This is a genomic window from Streptomyces sp. GB4-14, assembly GCF_022696125.1.
GTDB lineage: Bacteria > Actinomycetota > Actinomycetes > Streptomycetales > Streptomycetaceae > Streptomyces > Streptomyces werraensis.
Map to the genome: position 1 here is coordinate 1,384,497 of NZ_RZHO01000002.1, position 19,340 is coordinate 1,403,836.

At 72.9% G+C, this 19,340-nt stretch carries 15 protein-coding genes and 1 riboswitch; of the genes, 6 read left to right on the plus strand and 9 right to left on the minus strand.

Features of this window, described 5'->3' with window-relative positions:
* Positions 1-49 precede the first annotated feature (49 nt).
* Entirely contained in the window at positions 50-2,929 is a 2,880-nt protein-coding gene (locus ELQ39_RS07405) for a bifunctional acetate--CoA ligase family protein/GNAT family N-acetyltransferase (protein ID WP_242591440.1), read from the minus strand.
* Between the two features lie 177 nt (positions 2,930-3,106).
* Here ELQ39_RS07405 and ELQ39_RS07410 point away from each other — a divergent pair, with 177 nt between their 5' ends.
* Positions 3,107-3,388 (plus strand): HPr family phosphocarrier protein, encoded by a 282-nt coding sequence (locus tag ELQ39_RS07410; protein ID WP_006136411.1) that lies wholly within the window; start codon positions 3,107-3,109, stop codon positions 3,386-3,388.
* Between the two features lie 136 nt (positions 3,389-3,524).
* Here the strand turns inward: ELQ39_RS07410 and ELQ39_RS07415 are convergent, their stop codons facing one another.
* From ELQ39_RS07415 to ELQ39_RS07430, 4 genes are all read right to left on the minus strand, one after another.
* Positions 3,525-4,229 (minus strand): GntR family transcriptional regulator, encoded by a 705-nt coding sequence (locus ELQ39_RS07415; protein WP_225624993.1) that lies wholly within the window; start codon positions 4,227-4,229, stop codon positions 3,525-3,527.
* A 200-nt stretch (positions 4,230-4,429) separates the two neighbouring features.
* Positions 4,430-5,203 (minus strand): M23 family metallopeptidase, encoded by a 774-nt coding sequence (locus tag ELQ39_RS07420; protein ID WP_242591441.1) that lies wholly within the window; start codon positions 5,201-5,203, stop codon positions 4,430-4,432.
* A 12-nt stretch (positions 5,204-5,215) separates the two neighbouring features.
* Positions 5,216-5,381: riboswitch (cyclic di-AMP (ydaO/yuaA leader) on the minus strand.
* Positions 5,382-5,582: 201 nt separating this feature from the next.
* A complete protein-coding gene (locus ELQ39_RS07425; RefSeq protein ID WP_242591442.1) occupies positions 5,583-6,971 on the minus strand; it encodes a M16 family metallopeptidase in 1,389 nt (462 codons plus the stop codon).
* Positions 6,968-8,359 carry a M16 family metallopeptidase gene (locus tag ELQ39_RS07430; RefSeq protein WP_242595562.1) on the minus strand — a complete coding sequence of 464 codons (1,392 nt, stop codon included), beginning with the start codon at positions 8,357-8,359 and terminating at the stop codon, positions 6,968-6,970. The genes ELQ39_RS07425 and ELQ39_RS07430 overlap by 4 nt, the downstream gene beginning before the upstream one ends.
* A gap of 573 nt (positions 8,360-8,932) precedes the next feature.
* Between ELQ39_RS07430 and ELQ39_RS07435 the strand changes: the two genes are divergently transcribed.
* On the plus strand, positions 8,933-11,386 hold the full coding sequence (locus tag ELQ39_RS07435) for a DNA gyrase/topoisomerase IV subunit A (RefSeq protein ID WP_242591443.1): 2,454 nt from the start codon (positions 8,933-8,935) through the stop codon (positions 11,384-11,386).
* On the opposite strand, the gene ELQ39_RS07440 is transcribed toward ELQ39_RS07435, so the two are convergent.
* Complete coding sequence (locus ELQ39_RS07440; RefSeq protein WP_242591444.1) at positions 11,383-12,441, minus strand: CobW family GTP-binding protein; 1,059 nt, start codon at positions 12,439-12,441, stop codon at positions 11,383-11,385. The two genes, ELQ39_RS07435 and ELQ39_RS07440, sit on opposite strands and share 4 nt — an antisense overlap.
* 319 nt (positions 12,442-12,760) lie before the next feature.
* On the opposite strand from ELQ39_RS07440, the gene ELQ39_RS07445 reads away from it, so the two are divergent.
* Positions 12,761-13,318, plus strand: coding sequence for a DUF6082 family protein (locus ELQ39_RS07445; protein WP_242591445.1), 558 nt, complete (start codon positions 12,761-12,763; stop codon positions 13,316-13,318).
* 1 nt (position 13,319) lies between these two features.
* Here the strand turns inward: ELQ39_RS07445 and ELQ39_RS07450 are convergent, their stop codons facing one another.
* Complete coding sequence (locus tag ELQ39_RS07450; RefSeq protein ID WP_107115401.1) at positions 13,320-13,559, minus strand: hypothetical protein; 240 nt, start codon at positions 13,557-13,559, stop codon at positions 13,320-13,322.
* A gap of 278 nt (positions 13,560-13,837) precedes the next feature.
* On the opposite strand from ELQ39_RS07450, the gene ELQ39_RS07455 reads away from it, so the two are divergent.
* The 3 genes from ELQ39_RS07455 to ELQ39_RS07465 all read left to right on the plus strand — a co-directional run bounded on the left by ELQ39_RS07455 (position 13,838) and on the right by ELQ39_RS07465 (position 17,193).
* Positions 13,838-14,779, plus strand: coding sequence for a sucrase ferredoxin (locus ELQ39_RS07455; RefSeq protein ID WP_242591446.1), 942 nt, complete (start codon positions 13,838-13,840; stop codon positions 14,777-14,779).
* Between the two features lie 63 nt (positions 14,780-14,842).
* Positions 14,843-16,516, plus strand: a complete 1,674-nt coding sequence (locus ELQ39_RS07460) for a sensor histidine kinase (protein ID WP_242591447.1) — start codon at positions 14,843-14,845, stop codon at positions 16,514-16,516.
* Positions 16,513-17,193, plus strand: a complete 681-nt coding sequence (locus ELQ39_RS07465; RefSeq protein WP_242591448.1) for a response regulator — start codon at positions 16,513-16,515, stop codon at positions 17,191-17,193. The genes ELQ39_RS07460 and ELQ39_RS07465 overlap by 4 nt, the downstream gene beginning before the upstream one ends.
* Positions 17,194-17,282: 89 nt before the next feature.
* Here the strand turns inward: ELQ39_RS07465 and ELQ39_RS07470 are convergent, their stop codons facing one another.
* Positions 17,283-18,875: a solute symporter family protein gene (locus tag ELQ39_RS07470; protein WP_242591449.1), complete on the minus strand. Its 1,593-nt coding sequence runs from the start codon at positions 18,873-18,875 to the stop codon at positions 17,283-17,285.
* On the minus strand, positions 18,872-19,336 hold the full coding sequence (locus tag ELQ39_RS07475) for a DUF485 domain-containing protein (protein WP_190001027.1): 465 nt from the start codon (positions 19,334-19,336) through the stop codon (positions 18,872-18,874). Before ELQ39_RS07475 ends, ELQ39_RS07470 begins: the two co-directional genes overlap by 4 nt.
* Positions 19,337-19,340 lie beyond the last annotated feature (4 nt).

The following is a 19,340-nucleotide window of genomic DNA, read 5'->3' on the forward strand; positions in this document are numbered from 1 at the left end:
GGCCCATCCTACGGGTGGCCACCGACTGCGAGGCACCGCTCGCCCCGGGTCAGTAGGCGGGGAGGGTCCGGGGCCCGTGGTCGTCCCGGGCGGGCGGCGGCGCCAGGCGTACGGAGGCGCCCAGGACGCTGACGCCGTGCGGGGCGACGACGACCGGCTCCAGGGTGACCGCGACCACCTCCGGGTGGTCGTGGACGAGGCGCGACACGCGCAGCATCAGCTCCTCCAGGGCGGGGGTGTCGACGGGCGCCGAGCCGCGCCAGCCGAACAGCAGCGGGGCCGTGCGGATGGAGCGGACCAGCGAGGTGGCGTCCCGGTCGGTCACCGGGATCAGGCGGTGCGCCATGTCGCCGAGCAGCTGGGAGGCGGCCCCGGCGAGCCCGAAGGACAGCACGGCGCCGGCCGCGGGGTCGATGACCGCGCGGACCACCGTGTCCACCCCGCGCGGGGCCATCCGCTGCACCACCGGGCGCAGCTCCTGCGGGCTGCCGAACAGCTCGGTGAGTTCGGTGTACGCCCGGCGCAGCTGCTCCTCGTCGGCGAGGTCGAGGCGGACGCCGCCCAGGTCGGCGCGGTGCCTGAGGTGCGGGGCGGTCGCCTTGAGGGCGACCGGGTAGCCGAGCGTGCGGGCGGCCTCGGCGGCGGCGTCCGGGGTGGGCGCGGGCAGCGCGCGGTGCACGTGGACGCCGTAGGCGGCGAGCAGTTCGCAGGTGGCCTCGGTGGTGAGGGTGAGGCCCTGGCCGCGGGCGAGCAGCCGGTCGATGAGGGCGGCGGCGCCCCGCTCGTCGATGTCCTCGTACTCGGGCACCTTGCCGGGGTCGACGGCGTCCCGCCGCCACTGCCCGTACGCCACGGCCTGCGCGAGCGCCCGCACGGCACGCTCGGCGGCGGGGTAGGCGGGGATGGGGTGGGCGCCCTCGGGGGGTGGCACGGGAGCGGGCGCGCCCCTGCCGTCCGCCTCGGCGCTCTCGTCCGCCCCTGTCCGGGGTTCCGCGCGCTCCCCCGTCGGTGTGCCGCCGGCCGTGGGGACGGGGCCGGAGGCGGCGCCCGGCTGGGGCGCCGTGCTCGTCGCGGCGGACAGGGCCTCCGCGAGGCCGCCCAGCTCGACGTGGACCACGAGGACCGGCTTGGTGGGCTGCTCGGCGGCGGCCGAGCGCAGCGCCTCCGCGAGGGCGGCGTCGCCGACCGAGCCCTCCCCCACCGAGGGGATGGCGGTGACGACGACGGCGTCGGAGGAGTCGTCGGCCAGGGCGCGGGACAGCGCCGCGTGGAAGTCCGCCGCGGAGGCGGCGGTGGTGAGGTCCTGCGGCGGGTGCGGGCGCAGCCCCTCGGCGAGGCAGGCGTCGTAGGTGAGCAGGCCCAGGGACTCGGAGTTGCCGAGGATCGCCACCCGGGGTCCGGCGGGCAGCGGCTGGCGGGCGAGCAGCAGGCCGGCGTCGACCAGTTCGGTGATGGTGTCGACGCGGATCACCCCGGCCTGGCGCAGCAGGGCGGAGACCGTGGCGTGCGGCAGCTGGGTCGCGCGGACGGCGTGCCCGCGCGGGCCCGCCCCGTGGCGCGCGCCCTGCACCACGACCAGCGGCTTGGCGGCGGCGGTGCGGCGGGCGAGGCGGGTGAACTTGCGGGGGTTGCCGATGGACTCCAGGTACATCAGGGCGACATCGGTGTCGGCGTCCTCGTACCAGTACTGCAGGACGTCGTTGCCGGAGACGTCGGCGCGGTTGCCGGAGGAGACGAACGTGGACAGGCCGGTGACACCGGTGACGCCGCCGCCGCGCCGGTGCAGCCGGGACAGCAGCGCGACGCCGATGGCGCCGGACTGGGCGAACAGGCCGATGCGGCCGGCGCGGGGCATGTCGGGGGCGAGCGAGGCGTTGAGCCGTACCTCGGGCGAGGTGTTGATGACGCCGAAGGAGTTCGGTCCGATGATCCGCATGCCGTGTCTGCGGGCCTGCCGGACCAGGGCGCGCTGGCGCTCCTTGCCCCCGGGGCCGGACTCGGCGTAGCCGGCGGAGACCACGACGAGGCCCTGGACGTCGTGCTCGCCGCACTCGGCGACCACCTCGGGGACCCGTTCGGCGGGCACCGCGACGACCGCGAGGTCCACGGGCCCGTCGATGTCACGCACGGAGCGGAAGGCGGGGACGCCGTCGAGTTCCTTCTGTCCCTCCGGCAGCGCCCCGTTGACGGCGTAGAGGCGGCCGGTGAAGCCGCCGTCGCGGATGTTGCCCAGGATGCTGCGTCCGACGCCGCCGGGGGCGCGGCCGGTGCCGATGACGGCGACCGCGCCGGGCGCGAGGAGCCGCTGCACCGAGCGGGCCTCCGCGCGCTGCTCTCGCGCGTACTGCACGGCCAGGGAGCGGTCGGTGGGTTCCAGGTCGAACTCCAGGCGCACCACGCCGTCCTCGAAGCTGCGCTTCTGGGTGTACCCGGCGTCGGTGAACACCTTGATCATCTTGGTGTTGGCGGGCAGCACCTCGGCGGCGAACCGGCGGATGCCGCGCTCCCGGGCGACTGCGGCGATGTGCTCCAGGAGGGCCGAGGCGACGCCCCGGCCCTGGTGGGCGTCCTGCACCAGGAAGGCGACCTCGGCCTCGTCGGCCTCCGCCCCGGTCGCGGGCCGGCCGCCGGCGCCGATGCGGTCGTAGCGCACGGTGCCGATGAAGTCGTCGCCGACGGTCGCCGCGAGCCCGACCCGGTCCACGAAGTCGTGGTGGGTGAAGCGGTGGACGTCCTTGGCGGACAGCCGGGGGTAGGGCGCGAAGAAGCGGTAGTACTTCGACTCGTCGGACACCTGCTCGTAGAAGCTGACCAGGCGCTCGGCGTCGTCGGCGGTGATGGGGCGGATGCGTGCGGTGCCGCCGTCGCGCAGCACCACGTCGGCCTCCCAGTGGGCGGGGTACTCGTGGCGGTCCGACGAGGTCTGCATGGGCCCCAGAGTACGGCTCGCGTCCGACGGCGGCGCGAGGCAGTCTGTGGTGGACGACCGCCGGGCCGAGGCCGCGGCCCGGCGGCCTCGGGGGGCCGTCCCTGACGCCGCTCCGGGCACGCGTCACGATATGGAAGACTGGTCTAGACAACCCTGAACAGTGAAGGGCAGCAACACATGGCTGAGCGCCGCGTCAACGTCGGCTGGGCCGAGGGTCTCCACGCCCGCCCCGCCTCCATCTTCGTCCGAGCCGCCACGGCCGCAGGCGTCCCGGTGACGATCGCCAAGGCCGGGGGCACCCCCGTCAACGCGGCCTCGATGCTGGCCGTCCTGGGCCTGGGCGCCCAGGGCGGCGAGGAGATCGTCCTCGCCTCCGACGCCGAGGGCGCGGACGCCGCCCTGGACCGTCTGGCGAAGCTGGTCGCCGAGGGCCTCGAGGAACTCCCCGAGACCGTCTGAACCGGAATTCCGCACGCGACGGCCGTGCGACACGGAAAGGCCCGCCCCGATCACCGGGCGGGCCTTTCTCTTCCCCATTTCAGGGCAGCAGAAAAACCCCCCGCGATTTCCGCACTCTTTGTATACGGGAACCGTGTTAATGGCGCAGGCCCGTCATGTTTACGGGATGTTGCGAGTTCCTCACACGGTCCGTGCGGACGGCTCGGTCGGCGCCGGAGCCGAACCGCAGCCGGTGCCCGGCGTCCGCCTGCTCGGTGTGCAGCGCCGTCAGGGTCCGCGCCCGCTCGCCGTCGCCGCGCGCCACGGCGTCCACGATCGCGCCGTGCTCCGCCCAGTACGCGACCGGGTCGGAAGGTCCGTCGACCGCGTACATCCAGGCGATCTTGTGCCTGAGCTGGGTCAGCATCGACGTCAGCGCCGGGCTGCCGGAGGCCTGGGCGAGCGTCTCGTGGAACCAGCCGCCCAGCGAGCGGAGGTCGTCGCTGCTGCCCTGACGTGCGCGTTCCTGCCCCAGCCTGACCAGGCCGCGCAGCACTTTCAGATGGGCGTCGGTGCGCCGCTGCGCGGCCCGGGAGGCGCCCAGGGGCTCCAGGAGCCGGCGCATCTCCAGCAGGTCGGCGGCCTCCTGCTCGGTGGGCTCCGCCACGCACGCGCCCGCGTGCCGACGGGTCACCACGAACCCCTCGGCCTCCAGGGTGCGCAGCGCCTCGCGGACGGGGACGCGGGAGACCCCGTAGCGGCGGGCGAGCAGTTCCTCGGTGAGCCGGCTCCCGCGCTCGTAGACACCGGCGACGATGTCGTCCCGGATCGCCGTGCACACCGAGTGCGCGGGAATACGCATGACCGACCTCCGGCTTAATCCCCGTGAAACGTCGACGATTGACGTCCGTTCGTGACTCTATTGCAATCGACGACAATTTCCGACGGCGGACCGGAATCCATACATAATTTTTGGACAGGGGGCGCCCGCACCGACGGGTTCGGAAACGGCGAAAGCCCCGGCTCGCGGAGAGCCGGGGCCCGAAGGCGGGAGGGTGCGCCTCAGATGTTCACGCCGTGCGACCGGAGGTAGGCGACCGGGTCGAGGTCGGAGCCGTACTCGGCGGACATGCGCGCCTCGAAGTGCAGGTGGGCGCCGGTGACGTTGCCGGTGGCGCCGGACAGGCCGATCTGCTCCCCGGCCGCGACCTCCTGGCCCACCGACACCGCGATCGACGACAGGTGCGCGTACTGGGTGTACGTGCCGTCGTGCATCTTGATGACGACCTGATTGCCGTACGCGCCGCCCCAGCCGGCCTCGACGACCGTGCCGACGCCGACGGAGTGGACGGGCGTGCCGCTCGCTGCGTGGAAGTCGATCCCGGTGTGGCTGCCGGACGACCAGATGGCGCCGCCGCTCTGGTACGCGGTCGACACGTACGAGCCGGGGATCGGGGAGACGAAGGTGTTGAGGCGCTTGCGCTCCGCCTCACGCGCGGCGCGCTCCTTCTCGGCACGGGCCTTCTCGGCCTCCTCGGCCGCGCGCTCACGGGCCGCCTCCTCGGCGGCCTTGCGCGCGGCCTCCTGAGCCGCCACGCGGGCGGCCTCGTGCTGGGCGGCGGCCTGGGCGTCGATGCGGTCGGCGACCACGTCGCCCAGGGTGACGACGGGAGTCAGGCCGGTCTGGGCCGAGGCCGGTTCGGCGGCGAGCGCGGGGGCCGCGAGGGTGCCGACGACGCCGGTGCCCGCGAGGGCCGCGACGCCCGCGGCGCGGGCGGTGCCGCGCTGGACGCGGCTGGGACGACGGTGCTTCCCGGTGGCGCGGGTGAACGCCATGTACAAGCTGGTCCTTTCCTTCCCTCTCGCCTACCGGGTTAGCTGACGGGTTCGGAGCAGGAAGGTCTCCTACGGACCCCCTCGCGACACGCGCGGGCGTCCGATTCACCCCAGGGACTTCATGTGGGTCCCCGGCTCCCCTGGCTCGCGCCGTACGGGGACTCGGCGATGACTGTCCGGTGCCGCGGATGCGGCGCACTGCCCGACGAACAGCCCGCATGAAACTAAGCGGGACGCCTCGCAATCCCCAAACGGTTCCCGGGTTTTGTAGCGCATCCCACACGGCAGACAGGCAACCTCCGCCCCAATTCGGGCATAAGGGAGCCCCGGTGACGTACCCGTCACCGGGGCTCCCGCGCGCGTGCGTCCCGCCGCGGCCCTACTCGGCCGTCACGACGGTGACTTCGCCGATGCCGAGCGCCTCCACGGGCGCCTTGATCTGCGCCGCGTCGCCGACGAGCACGGTCACCAGACGGTCCACCGGGAAGGCGTTCACCACCGCCGCCGTGGCCTCCACGGTGCCGGTCGCCGCCAACTGCCGGTACAGGTCGGCCTGGTAGTGGTCCGGCAGGTGCTGCTCGACCTGGTCGGCCAGCGTGCTCGCGACGGCCGCGGCGGTCTCGTACTTGAGCGGCGCCACGCCCACCAGGTTCTGCACGGCGACGTCCCGCTCCTCGTCGGTGAGGCCCTCGGCGGCCAGCGTGCGCAGCACGGTCCACAGGTCGTCCAGCGCCGGGCCGGTGTTGGGGGTGTCGACCGAGCCGCTGATGGCCAGCATAGACGCGCCCGTGCCGTCAGGGGCCGAGCGGAGCACCTGGCCGAACGCCCGTACGCCGTAGGTGTATCCCTTCTCCTCGCGCAGGACGCGGTCCAGACGGGAGGTCAGGGTGCCGCCGAGGCAGTACGTGCCGAGCACCTGCGCGGGCCACACCCGGTCGTGCCGGTCCGGGCCGGTACGGCCGATCAGCAGCTGCGTCTGCACGGCGCCGGGCCGGTCCACGACGACCACGCGCCCGGTGTCGTCCGCGACCACCGGCGGTACGGGCCGCGGCTGCGCCTGGGAGCCCGTCCAGGCGCCCAGGGTGTCGGCGAGCAGCGCGTCCAGGTCGACGCCGGTGAGGTCGCCGACCACCACGGCGGTCGCCGTGGCCGGGCGGACGTGCTTCTCGTAGAAGCCGCGCACCGCCGCGGAGTCGATGCGCGCGACGGTCTCCTCGGTGCCCTGGCGCGGGCGGGACATGCGCGCGCTCGCCGGGAACAGCTCCTTGGCGAGCTCCTTCGCGGCGCGGCGGGACGGGTTCGCCAGCTCGTGCGGGATCTCGTCGAGGCGGTTGCGGACCAGCCGCTCGATCTCACTGTCGGCGAAGGCGGGCGCGCGCAGGGCGTCGGCGACCAGTCCGAGCCCCTTGGGGAGCCGCGAGGCCGGCACCTCGAGGCTGAGGCGGACGCCGGGGTGGTCGGCGTGCGCGTCGAGGGTGGCGCCACAGCGCTCCAGCTCGGCGGCGAACTCCTCGGCGGAGTGCTTGTCGGTGCCCTCGGAGAAGGCGCGCGCCATGATGGTGGCGACGCCGTCCAGGCCCTCCGGCTCCGCGTCCAGGGGCGCGTCGAGGACCACCTCGACGGCGACGACCTGCTGGCCGGGGCGGTGGCAGCGCAGCACCGTCAGGCCGTTGTCGAGGGCGCCGCGCTCGGGGGCCGGGAAGGCCCAGGGCTTGGCCTCGCCCGCCTGCGGCCGGGGGTGGAACTCCATCGTGGCGAGCTCGGTCACTTCGCCGCCTCCTCGTTCTCGTCGGTGCCGGCTGCGGCGGCTTCGGTGGCTTCGTCGGCTGCGTCGGCTTCGTCACCGGCCGCCGGGGCGACGGGCTCGTAGACGAGCACCGCGCGGTTGTCGGGCCGCAGGCGCGCCTTGGCGACCTCCTGGACCTCCTCGGCCGTCACCTCCAGGACCCGGCTCACGGCGGTCAGGGCGAGCTGCGGGTCGCCGAACAGCACGGCGTAGCGGCACAGTTCGTCGGCGCGGCCGGCGACCGTGCCGAGCCGGTCGAGCCACTCGCGCTCCAGCTGGGCCTGGGCGCGCTCCATCTCCTCGGCGGTGGGGCCCTCCTCGGCGAACCGGGCGAGCTCCTCGTCGATGGCGGCCTCGATCACCGGCACCTCGACGTCGCCCGACGTCTTGACGTCCAGCCAGCCCAGGGACGGCGCCCCGGCCAGCCGCAGCAGGCCGAACCCGGCCGCGACGGCCGTGCGGTCGCGGCGCACCAGGCGGTTGTAGATGCGCGAGGACTCGCCGCCGCCGAGGACGGTGAGCGCCAGGTCGGCCGCGTCGCACGCGCGCGTGCCGTCCTCCGGGAGCCGGTAGGCGGCCATCAGCGCCCGCGCCGGGACCTCCTCCTCGACGACCTCGCGCAGCTCCTCGCCGATGACGTCGGGCAGCGAGCCGTCGCGGGGGGCGGGCTTGCCGTCGTGCGACGGGATGGAGCCGAAGTACTTCTCGATCCAGGCGAGCGTCTGCTCGGGGTCGATGTCGCCGACCACGGACAGCACCGCGTTGTTCGGCGCGTAGTACGTGCGGAAGAACTGGCGGGCGTCCTCCAGGGTCGCCGCGTCCAGGTCCGCCATCGACCCGATCGGGGTGTGGTGGTACGGGTGGCCCTCCGGGTAGGCGAGGGCGGTCAGCTTCTCGAAGGCGGTGCCGTAGGGAACGTTGTCGTAGCGCTGGCGGCGCTCGTTCTTCACGACGTCCCGCTGGTTCTCCATGGACTCCTCGTCCAGGGCGGTCAGCAGGGAGCCCATGCGGTCGGCCTCCAGCCAGAGGGCGAGCTCCAGCTGGTGGGCGGGCATGGTCTCGAAGTAGTTGGTCCGCTCGAAGCTGGTGGTGCCGTTGAGCGAGCCGCCGGCGCCCTGCACCAGTTCGAAGTGGCCGTTGCCCTTCACCTGGGCGGACCCCTGGAACATCAGGTGCTCGAAAAGGTGAGCCAGGCCCGTACGGCCCTTGACCTCGTGCCGTGAGCCCACGTCGTACCAGAGGCACACCGCCGCGACCGGGGTCAGGTGGTCCTCGGAGAGCACCACGCGCAGGCCGTTGGCCAGGCGGTGTTCGGTCGCTGTCAGGCCTCCGGAGCCTGCCTGGGCTGTGGCCGTGTGACCCATGGGCATGTACGTCCCTTCGATCGCGGAGGCGGTCGTCGTCGACACCGCCGTTTCTGCCGGTCCTGCCACTGTATGCAAGCGTGCGGACAGCCGGTGGAGTTCCCGGACCGGGCCGCTACGCCGAGAGCGAGAACCTGGTGGGGCGGGTGGTGTGAGGGGTGCGGGAGGTGAGGGAAGCGCACGACGCGTGACGGGGGGTGTGCGCCGGGTCGCCTCTGGGGTGCGCCGTCGTGCGCCTGGGGTGCGGGCGGGTGGGGGTGTGCGCCGGGGCGCGGAGGGGACGGTGGCGCGCTCGGGCGGGGAGCGGGTCACGCTCACGCGGGGGCCGCGTCGGTCACAGGGGCGACCCCCGTGCGGAGGCGTGGGCGCGGTCGGCGGGGCGCCCCGCAGAGATGTGGACGCGGCCCGCAGGGCGACCCCGCGGAGTGCGCGGCGACGGAGCCGCGTAGCCTGCTCGCGCCGCCGTACCGCGCCGAACCGGGCGGCAGGACCCGGGTCCTGGTCCCGCCCTGTCAGTGCGAAGGTCCACAATGGTCCGCGTCAGATCCCGTCCCACGCTTCAGCAAGGAGCCGGCAGCGATGGCCCGCCGCAGCACGAAGACCCCGCCGCCCGACGACCCGTACGAGGAGAAGATCCTCGACATCGACGTCGTCGACGAGATGCAGGGCTCCTTCCTCGAGTACGCGTACTCGGTCATCTACTCCCGGGCCCTGCCCGACGCGCGTGACGGTCTCAAGCCGGTGCACCGCCGCATCGTCTACCAGATGAACGAGATGGGCCTGCGGCCCGAGCGCGGCTACGTCAAGTGCGCGCGCGTGGTGGGCGAGGTGATGGGAAAGCTGCACCCGCACGGCGACGCGTCGATCTACGACGCCCTGGTCCGCATGGCACAGCCGTTCTCCATGCGCCTGCCCCTGGTGGACGGCCACGGCAACTTCGGCTCGCTGGGCAACGACGACCCGCCGGCCGCCATGCGGTACACCGAGTGCCGCATGGCCGAGGCCACGAGTCTGATGACCGAGTCCATCGACGAGGACACGGTCGACTTCGCGCCCAACTACGACGGCCAGGAGCAGGAACCGGTCGCCCTGCCCGCCGCGTTCCCCAACCTCCTGGTGAACGGCGCCTCGGGCATCGCCGTCGGCATGGCCACCAACATGCCGCCGCACAACCTGCGTGAGGTCGTCGCCGCCGCGCGGCACCTGATCCGGCACCCCAACGCCGACCTCGACGCCCTGATGAAGCACGTCCCGGGCCCCGACCTGCCCACCGGCGGCCGGATCGTCGGCCTCAACGGCATCCGGGACGCGTACGAGACCGGCCGTGGCACGTTCAAGATCCGCGCGACGGTGACCGTCGAGGACGTGACGGCGCGCCGCAAGGGCCTGGTCGTCACCGAGCTGCCGTTCACGGTCGGCCCGGAGAAGGTGATCGCCAAGATCAAGGACCTGGTGGGCTCCAAGAAGCTCCAGGGCATCGCCGACGTCAAGGACCTCACCGACCGCGAGCACGGCCTGCGCCTGGTCATCGAGGTCAAGAACGGCTTCGTGCCGGAGGCCGTGCTGGAGCAGCTGTACAAGCTGACGCCGATGGAGGAGTCCTTCGGCATCAACAACGTGGCGCTGGTGGACGGCCAGCCCCTCACCCTCGGCCTCAAGGAGCTGCTCGAGGTCTACCTCGACCACCGCTTCACCGTGGTGCGCCGCCGCTCGGAGTTCCGCCGCGGCAAGAAGCGCGACCGGCTGCACCTGGTCGAGGGCCTGCTCACGGCCCTGCTCGACATCGACGAGGTCATCCGCCTGATCCGCTCCAGCGAGAACTCGGCGCAGGCCAAGCAGCGGCTCATCGAGCACTTCTCGCTGAGCGACGTCCAGACGCAGTACATCCTGGACACCCCGCTGCGCCGTCTCACCAAGTACGACCGGATCGAGCTGGAGGCCGAGAAGGAACGGCTGAACGCGGAGATCGAGGAGCTGACCCGGATCCTGGAGTCGGACGCGGAGCTGCGCAAGCTCGTCTCGTCGGAACTGGCCGCGGTGGCGAAGAAGTTCGGCAACGACCGGCGCACGCTGCTGCTGGAGTCGGCCGGCGCCCCGGCCGCGGTGCCGCTGCAGGTGGCGGACACCCCGTGCCGGGTGCTCCTGTCGTCCACGGGACTGCTGGCGCGCACCGCCGACGACCGGCCGCTCGCCGACACCTCCGGCGGCAAGCGCGTCAAGCACGACGTGATCGTCTCGGCGGTCCCGGCGACCGCGCGCGGCGAGATCGGCGTGGTCACCTCGGCGGGCCGGCTGCTCCGGGTCAACGTGATCGACCTGCCCCAGCTGCCCGAGTCGATGCCCGTGCCGAACCTGTCGGGCGGTGCGCCGCTGGCGGAGTTCGTGTCCCTGGAGGACGACGAGCAGGTGGTGTGCCTGACCACGCTCGACGAGTCCTCGCCCGGCCTGGCGATCGGCACCCAGCAGGGCGTGGTCAAGCGCGTGGTGCCCGACTACCCCTCCAACAAGGAGGAGCTGGAGGTCATCACCCTCAAGGAGGGCGACCGGATCGTCGGCGCGACCGAGCTGCGCACGGGCGAGGAGGACCTGGTCTTCATCACCGACGACGCGCAGCTGCTGCGCTTCCCGGCTTCGATCGTGCGTCCGCAGGGGCGTCCGGCGGGCGGTATGACGGGCATCAAGCTCGGGGAGGGTGCGAAGGTCATCAGCTTCACGGCGGTCGACCCGGCGGCGGACGCCGTGGTGTTCACCGTCGCGGGCTCGCGCGGCACGCTGGACGACTCGGTCCAGACGACGGCCAAGCTGACCCCGTTCGACCAGTATCCGCGCAAGGGCCGGGCCACCGGCGGTGTGCGCTGCCAGCGGTTCCTGAAGGGCGAGGACTGCCTGTCCCTGGCCTGGGCGGGCCCCGCCCCGGCGCGCGCGGCGCAGAAGAACGGCACGGCGGTGGACCTCCCGGAGATCGACCCGCGCCGGGACGGCTCGGGCGTGTCCCTGGGCAGGACCGTGGCCGTGGTGGCGGGGCCGGTCTAGGCCTCGGGGTCCTCGGCCTCCTGGACGTAGCGCAGGACGCCCCACATGCCGGCCTCGTCGTCGGTGTGTGGGGCGCCGTCGCTCACGCACCCGTCCAACTCGGCGCGCAGGGCGCCGGTGTCGAGGCCGGTCCCGATCAGCACGAGCTGCGTCACCCGCCCGGCGCCGGCCGGCCAGGGTTCCGGGTAGAAACGCAGGAAACGGCCGACGGCATGCACGGCGTACCGGTTGCGCGCGTCGTACGGGCCGAAGTCGACGTACCCCTTGATGCGGTACAGCCCGGCGGGCCTGCTGTCGAGGAAGGCGATGAGACGTCGGGGGTCCAGCGGCTGCTCGGACACGAAGGAGAGGCTGTCGTAGCCGGCGTGCAGATGAGCGCGATGGTCGTGCCCGGGGTCGTCGTCCCGGTGGAGATCGTCGAAGGACAACTGCCCGATGCGCTCCTCGTTCGGCCGGCAGTCGAAGAGGAACTCCGGGTCGACCCGGCCGTGGGCGGCGGGCACCACCGCCGCGCGGTCGACGAGGTCCCTGACCGTCTTCAGCACCGGCTCCGGGCCGTCCACCCGGTCGGTCTTGTTCACGACCACGAGGTCGGCGAGCGCCAGGTGCCGGTCGATGCCGGGGTGGGCGGCCCTGGTGTCGTCGAACTCGGCGGCGTCGACGACCTCGACGAGCCCGCCGTAGACGATGTCCGGCAGCTCGCTGGCGAGCACCATGCGGACCAGCTCCTGCGGTTCGGCCAGGCCGCTCGCCTCGATGACGATGACGTCGATGCCGACGGAGGGGCGGGCGAGCCGCTCGAGGTACTCGTCGAGCTCACTGGCGTCGACGGCACAGCAGAGGCATCCGTTGCCGAGCGACACGGTCGAGTCCCCCAGGGCGCCCGCGACCGCCATGGCGTCGATCTCGACGGCCCCGAAGTCGTTCACGACCGCCCCGATACGGCTGCCGCCGCTGCTGTGGAGGAGGTGGTTGAGCAGGGTGGTCTTTCCCGAGCCGAGGAATCCGGCCAGTACGACCACCGGAATCTGCCGCCCGCTGCTCCGCTCCGACACACGACCCCTCTCACACCTGTGCGCACACCGGCTCGCTGACGGCGTGCGCACGGACCAACGACTGACGGCCCAGGATACGAGTACCCGCAACGACCCCGAAGTGAACGATTGTTAGCAGCATTCGCGGGGCAGACGTCTGGCAAGGCGCCGGATCGTGCGACCCTCGCTTCCCTCCGTGCGCCTCCTCTCCGCCTTCCCGCCGATCAGAGCCGCTCGGCACCCTGGAAGGCGGCAAGCGCCGCCCACCGCTCGCCGGTTCCCTGAAGTCGACCCACCACCCGACGACCGGCGGACGGCGGCCTGATCGGGGGTATTTGACATGGGCACAAAGAGCGTGGGGCTGCGGAGGTTCCAGTCGGTCACCGCAGTCGGTCTGGGGATGGTTGCAGGGGTAATCGCTGCGGTGACGGCACAGCGGAACGCGTCGGACGCGATCAACCGGCGTCTGGAGCGCCTGGAAGAACAGGCCGGCAATCAGCAGCGGGCCAACCTGGCCATGCAGCAACGGCAGCACTGGGAGTTGCTGAGCAAAGCGATCGACGACCCTGAACTGGCCGAGGTACTGGATTACTTCGAGGAACCCGTTTCCGCTCAGAAACGCCGCCAGTACTTGTTCGCCAACGCTCAGTACACGAACCTGCTCTGCTACTACCGCATCGGCAACATCCCACTGGACGAGTTCTTCATGCACGCCAGAGGCATGTTCCAGAACCCCCACATGCGGGACTACTGGGAAGCCACCCGCCCTCAACGCGCCAGCCTCCGAGGAACGGAAGAAGCCAAGCTCGGTGAGATGATCGACGACTTGCTGTCGCAACTGGACGAGGCAGATACCGACGAATGGTGGGTGGTGGGCACCCCACCCACCGAGACGTGACCTACGCGTCCGGGATGTCCGCCTTCGCCTTGATCAGGGTTTCCCTGGTGATGACGACGATGCGCTCGTAGTCGGCACGAGCGGCATCCTCTGGCAGCTGGGACTCGAGCGAATCAGTGGCGTCCGTGCCAATAACGGCGAAGTTCCCGTCGGCCAGCTCGAAGAGGTCGGGACACGTCGCACCATTCGTGCTGCCTCGGTAACGCGGAGCGACACCGAGACGGCGGATGATCTGACTCACTGTTCAATTTCCTCTGCTCTCAAGGCACGAGCGCCTACGCCCGCGGCGGCGCCATCGTGACAGGTCATGGACCACGACGAACACAACGGCACGCTCAGCCTCAGCGGACACAACGCACTAGAGGGTTCTTCTATCACCCGCGAGGGTGATCTCGCGCGTCAGCCCGGGATACGTCCGTAAGGCGCCAGGAACGCTTCCGAGGCCGATCGAGGCAATGCGCCTCAAGCGCGAGTGGGCCGACAAGGCGCCGAAGTGGAACTCAGGTTAGGCTCACCTGTGTGAGTAGCACGTGCTCTACCGTCTCCCGCGAGCTCGACGAGCCCGTCGCGGGAACCGCGGCGACCGCGAGGACCTGGCTGCTGCTGGAGCAGCCCGGCCCGTGGGGTGCCAAGGCGCTCACGTCCAGCCACCTCGACCCCGCCCTGGGCCGCGCCCTGGAGGCCGCCGCCAAGGGCACCGGCGTACGCATCGCCCTCATAAGGCGTCCCGGACGCCACGCGGACAGCCGCATGCCCGCCACACGTCGCGTGTACGTCGCCCACACCGTCCCGGGCAACGTCTGGCTGCACTCCGCGACCACCACCGACCCCGCCCGCCTGCTCGGCCTCGACTTCCCGGCGCTCGGCCGCGGTCAGGCCGACGGCTTCGACGCGGCGCTGGGCGGCGCCCCCCACGACGGCGACCCTCTCGCCCTCGTCTGCACCAACGGCAAGCGCGACCGCTGCTGCGCCCTGCTCGGCAGGCCCCTCGCGGCCGAACTGGCCTCGTCCGGCGTCGAAGGCGTCTGGGAGGTCACCCACCTCGGCGGTCACCGCTTCTCCCCCACCGTGCTGGTGCTGCCGTACGGCTACGCGTACGGGCGGGCGGAGGCGCACGCGGTCAAGGAGGTGCTGCACGGCGTGCAGGAGGGCCGGATCGTCACCGAGGGATGCCGGGGCGGCTCCGCGTGGGAGCGGCCCGGCCAGGCGGCCGAGCTGGCCGTGCGGCGCGCCGTGCGCGAGGACGCCGCGCAGGCGCTGAGCGTCGTACGGACCGAGGGCGCGGCGCCCCGCTGGGAGGTGACCGTCGCGCACGTGGACGGGCGACGGTGGCGCGTCGAGGTCGCCCAGGGCGCCTCCCTGCCGCCCCGTCCGGAGAGCTGCGGCTCGGTGCTCGGCTCGCCCGCGCGGATGGACGTCGTCGGCGTCCGTGCCCTCACCCACGCGACCGTGGCCGGTTGACCCCCACGAGAAGCACGTCACACCCTCTACGGCACCCCCGCCTTCCCCACGTACCGTCGGGGCATGACCCCCACGACCCCCGCTCGCCGTCTGCGCCTCGGCCTGCCGCGGCGGGTGTTCTCCCAGGTCCTGCTGATGCAGGTGGCGATCGCGGCGGGCGTCGCCGTCCTGGCGACCGGACTGTTCCTCGCGCCGCTCGGCGAGCAGCTGGACGACCAGGCGATGCGCCGCGCCCTGGCGATCGCGCAGACCACCGCCCAGCAGCCGCAGATCGCCGAGGACCTGCGGGCCACGGAACCCACGGCCGACGGGCCGGTGCAGCGGGAGGCGGAGCGGATCCGGCGGGCCACCGGCGCGGAGTACGTGGTGGTGCTGGACCGGCGGGGCGTGCGCTGGTCGCACACCGACCCGGAGCGGATCGGCGGCCTGGTGTCCACCGACCCCGGTCAGGCGCTGGCCGGCCGTGAGGTCATGGAGATCGACGAGGGCACCCTGGGCCGCTCCGCGCGCGGCAAGGTCCCGCTGCGTGACGCCGACGGCGAGGTGATCGGCGCGGTGTCGGTCGGCATCGCGTACGACAGCGTCCGCGCGCGGCTGATCCACGCCATCCCGGGACTGCTCGCCTACGCGGGCGGCGCCCTCGCGGTGGGCGCGCTCGCGGCCTGGCTGATCTCCCGGCGGGTCCAGCGGCAGACCCGCGACCTGGCCTTCTCCGACATCGCCGCACTGCTCGCGGAGCGCGAGGCGATGCTGCACGGCATCCGGGAGGGCGTCGTGGCCCTGGACCGTGACGGGCGTGTCCGGCTGCTGAACGACGAGGCGCAGCGGCTGCTGGGCATCGGCGAGGAGGCCGTCGGCAGCTCGCCGGACGAGGCGCTGGGCGCGGGCCGCACGGCCGACGTGCTGGCGGGGCGGGTGACCGGCACCGACCTGCTCACGGTCCGCGGACATCGCGTGCTGGTCGCGAACCGTATGCCGACGGACGACGGAGGCGCCGTGGCCACCCTGCGCGACCGGACCGAGCTGGACCGGCTGGGCCGGGAGCTCGACTCCACACGCGGCCTGATCGACGCGCTGCGCGCCCAGGACCACGAGCACGCGAACCGTATGCACACCCTGCTGGGGCTGCTGGAGCTGGAGATGTACGAGGACGCGGTGGAGTTCGTCGGCGAGGTGGTGGGCGACCACCGGGCGACGTCGGAGCAGGTCACGGAGCGGATCCGGGACCCGCTGCTGGCGGCGCTGCTGGTGGGCAAGGCGACGGTGGCGGCCGAGCGCGGAGCGGTGCTGCGGCTGTCGGACCGGTCGCGCCTGCCGGACCGGCTGGTCGATCCGCGCGGGCTGGTGACCGTGGTGGGCAACCTGGTGGACAACGCGCTCGACGCCGTCGCCGGCACGCCCGACGCGCGCGTGGAGGTCGAGTTGCGCGCGGAGGGCCGCACGGCGGTGCTCGTGGTGCGGGACACCGGCCCTGGTGTCCCGCCCGGGCAGCGGGAGTTGATCTTCACCGAGGGCTGGTCCACCAAGGAGCCGCCCGGCCACCGCGAGCGCGGTATCGGTCTGCCGCTGGTGCGCCGGCTCGCGCACCGGCACGGGGGCGACGCCCGCGTGGGTGAGGCGCCGGGCGGGGGCGCCGAGTTCACCGTCGTCCTGCCGGAGGCGCTGAGCGAGCCGGAGCCGCCGGCCGCCCTCACGGGCGCCTCTTCCCAGAAGGCCGGACCCGAGGGGGCGCGGTGATCGAGGTCCTGGTCGTGGACGACGACGTCCGGGTGGCGCAGGTCAACGCGGCCTACGTCGACAAGGTGCCCGGCTTCCACGCCGTACTCCCGGCGCACAGCGCGGCCGAGGCGCTGGAGCGGGTGGAGACGCTGCCCCGGGTGGATCTCGTCCTCATGGACCACTATCTGCCCGACCGGACGGGTCTCGACGTCGTCCGGGAGATGCGGCGGCGCGGCCACCAGGCCGACGTGATCATGGTGACGGCCGCCCGGGACGTGGCGACCGTGCAGGCGGCGATGCGGCACGGGGCGCTGCAGTACCTGGTCAAGCCGTTCGCCTTCGCGGGGCTGCGCGGCAAGCTGGAGGCGTACGCGCGGCTGCGCCGCACCCTGGACGGAGGCGGCGAGGCGGAGCAGGCGGAGGTCGACCGCATCTTCGGCGCGCTGTCGGAGGCGACCGAGCCGCAGCTGCCCAAGGGGCACTCCCCTACCACGGCGGACCTCGTACGGCGGGCGCTGAGGGCCGCCGAAGGGCCGCTGTCGGCCCAGGAGATCGCCGAACGCACCGGGGTGAGCCGCCAGACCGCCCAGCGCTATCTGAAGCTGCTGGAGCGCACGGGACGGGCCACGCTGACCCTGCGGTACGGGGACGCGGGCCGCCCGGAACACCGTTACGTGTGGGCGACCCGCGCCTGAGACACGGTCCATGGGGGCGGGGGAAGGAACCGTGCCCCTCTCCCCTACGGATGCCGGCGCCGTACGTCTCCGGGCGGCGGCCCCGTCCGCTAGGTCGCGCCCGCGCCCGTCAGCGAGCGCACCTCGGTCTCGGCGTGGCGGGCCTCGTCGGGGGCCTCGGCGGAGGTGACCGTGCCGAGCCAGCCGGAGAGGAAGCCCAGCGGGATGGAGACCAGTCCCGGGTTCTGCAGCGGGAAGAGCTGGAGGTCGAGGCCGGGGAACAGGGAGTCGGGGCTGCCGGACACCACCGGGGACAGCATCACGAGCACCACCGCCGGGATCAGACCGCCGTAGACGGACCACACGGCGCCGCGGGTGGTGAAGCCGCGCCAGAACAGCGAGTAGAGCAGGACGGGCAGGTTCGCGGACGCGGCGACGGCGAAGGCCAGGCCGACGAGGAACGCGACGTTGAGGTCGCGGGCCAGCAGGCCGAGGGCGATCGCTACGACGCCGATGCCGACGGCGGCGGCGCGCGCGACGGCGACCTCGCTGCGGGGCTTGCCGCCGGGCCGGCGCAGGGAGGCGTACAGGTCGTGGGCGACGGACGCCGAGGAGGCGAGCGTGATCCCGGCGACCACGGCGAGGATGGTGGCGAAGGCGACGGCGGCCACGACCGCGAAGAGGACCGTGCCGCCGGTGGTGCCGGCGCCGCCGCCCAGGTCGAGCGCGAGCAGCGGGACCGCCGTGTTGCCCGACGCGTGCGAGGCGCGCACGGCGTCCGGGCCGATGAGCGCGGCGGCGCCGAAGCCCAGCACGATGGTCATCAGGTAGAAGCCGCCGATCAGTCCGATCGCCCAGACCACGGACCGCCGGGCGGCGCGCGCCGTGGGGACGGTGTAGAAGCGGGACAGGATGTGCGGCAGGCCCGCCGTGCCGAGCACCAGGGCGAGTCCGAGGCTGATGAAGTCGAAGCGGGCGGTCCAGTCGCCGCCGTAGGCCAGGCCGGGGGCGAGGAACGCGTCGCCGTGGCCGCTGCGTTCGGCGGCGGTGTGCAGCAGGCGGTTGACGTCCCCGTGGAAGCGCAGCAGCACGAGGACGGTCAGCGTGACGGTGCCGCCGAGCAGGAGGACCGCCTTGACGATCTGGATCCAGGTGGTGGCGCGCATGCCGCCGAGCGACACGTAGATCACCATCAGCGCGCCGACGCCGACCACGGTCCAGGCCTGTACGGCCTCGCCGGTGCCGCCGAGGAGGAGCGCGACGAGACTGCCCGCGCCGACCATCTGCGCCACCAGGTACAACACGGAGACGGCGACGGAGGAGGTGCCGGCGGCGATGCGCACCGGCCGCTCCCGCATCCGGGAGGCGACCACGTCGGCGAGTGTGAACCGGCCGCAGTTGCGGACCAGTTCGGCGACCAGGAACAGCACCACCAGCCAGGCCACGAGGAAGCCCACCGAGTAGAGCATCCCGTCGTAGCCGACGAGGGCGATGAGTCCGGAGATGCCGAGGAAGGAGGCGGCCGACATGTAGTCGCCGGCGATGGCAAAACCATTTTCCATCGGCGAGAAGAGGCGGTTGCCCGCGTAGAACTCCTCGGCGGAGCCCTGACGGTGGCGGCTCACCCAGGTGGTGATGATCAGGGTGACGGCGACGAACGCGCTGAACAGCAGCAGAGCGGTGGTGCGGTGGTCGGTCGTCATGACGCGCCGCCTCTGCCTCGCGCCAGCTCCTGGGTGTCCCAGCGCAGTTCGAGCGCCGCGCGGTCGCGCCGCAGGCGGGCGTGGCGGACGTAGGCCCAGGTGAGCAGGAAGGTGGTGAGGAACTGGCCGAGACCGGCGAGCATCCCGACGTTCACCGCGCCCGCGACGGGGCGCGCCATCAGTCCGGGGACGGTGGTGGCGGTGACGACGTACGCGACGTACCAGAGGAGGAAGGCGACGGCTCCGGGGACCACGAACCGCCGGTAGCGGCGGCGTACTTCCTGGAAGGCCGCGCTGCGCTGCACCTCGAGGTAGATGTCGGCCGCCGCGGGTGCGACGGCGTCCGGTTCGGGCCGGGCCTGCGGCAGTGCCACGGCCGGGACCGATTCGCCCCAGCCCGAGGCCAGGGCGTCGTACCAGGGATCGTCGTAGGTCACGTCCCCCGCGTTGCTTCGCTGCATGCCC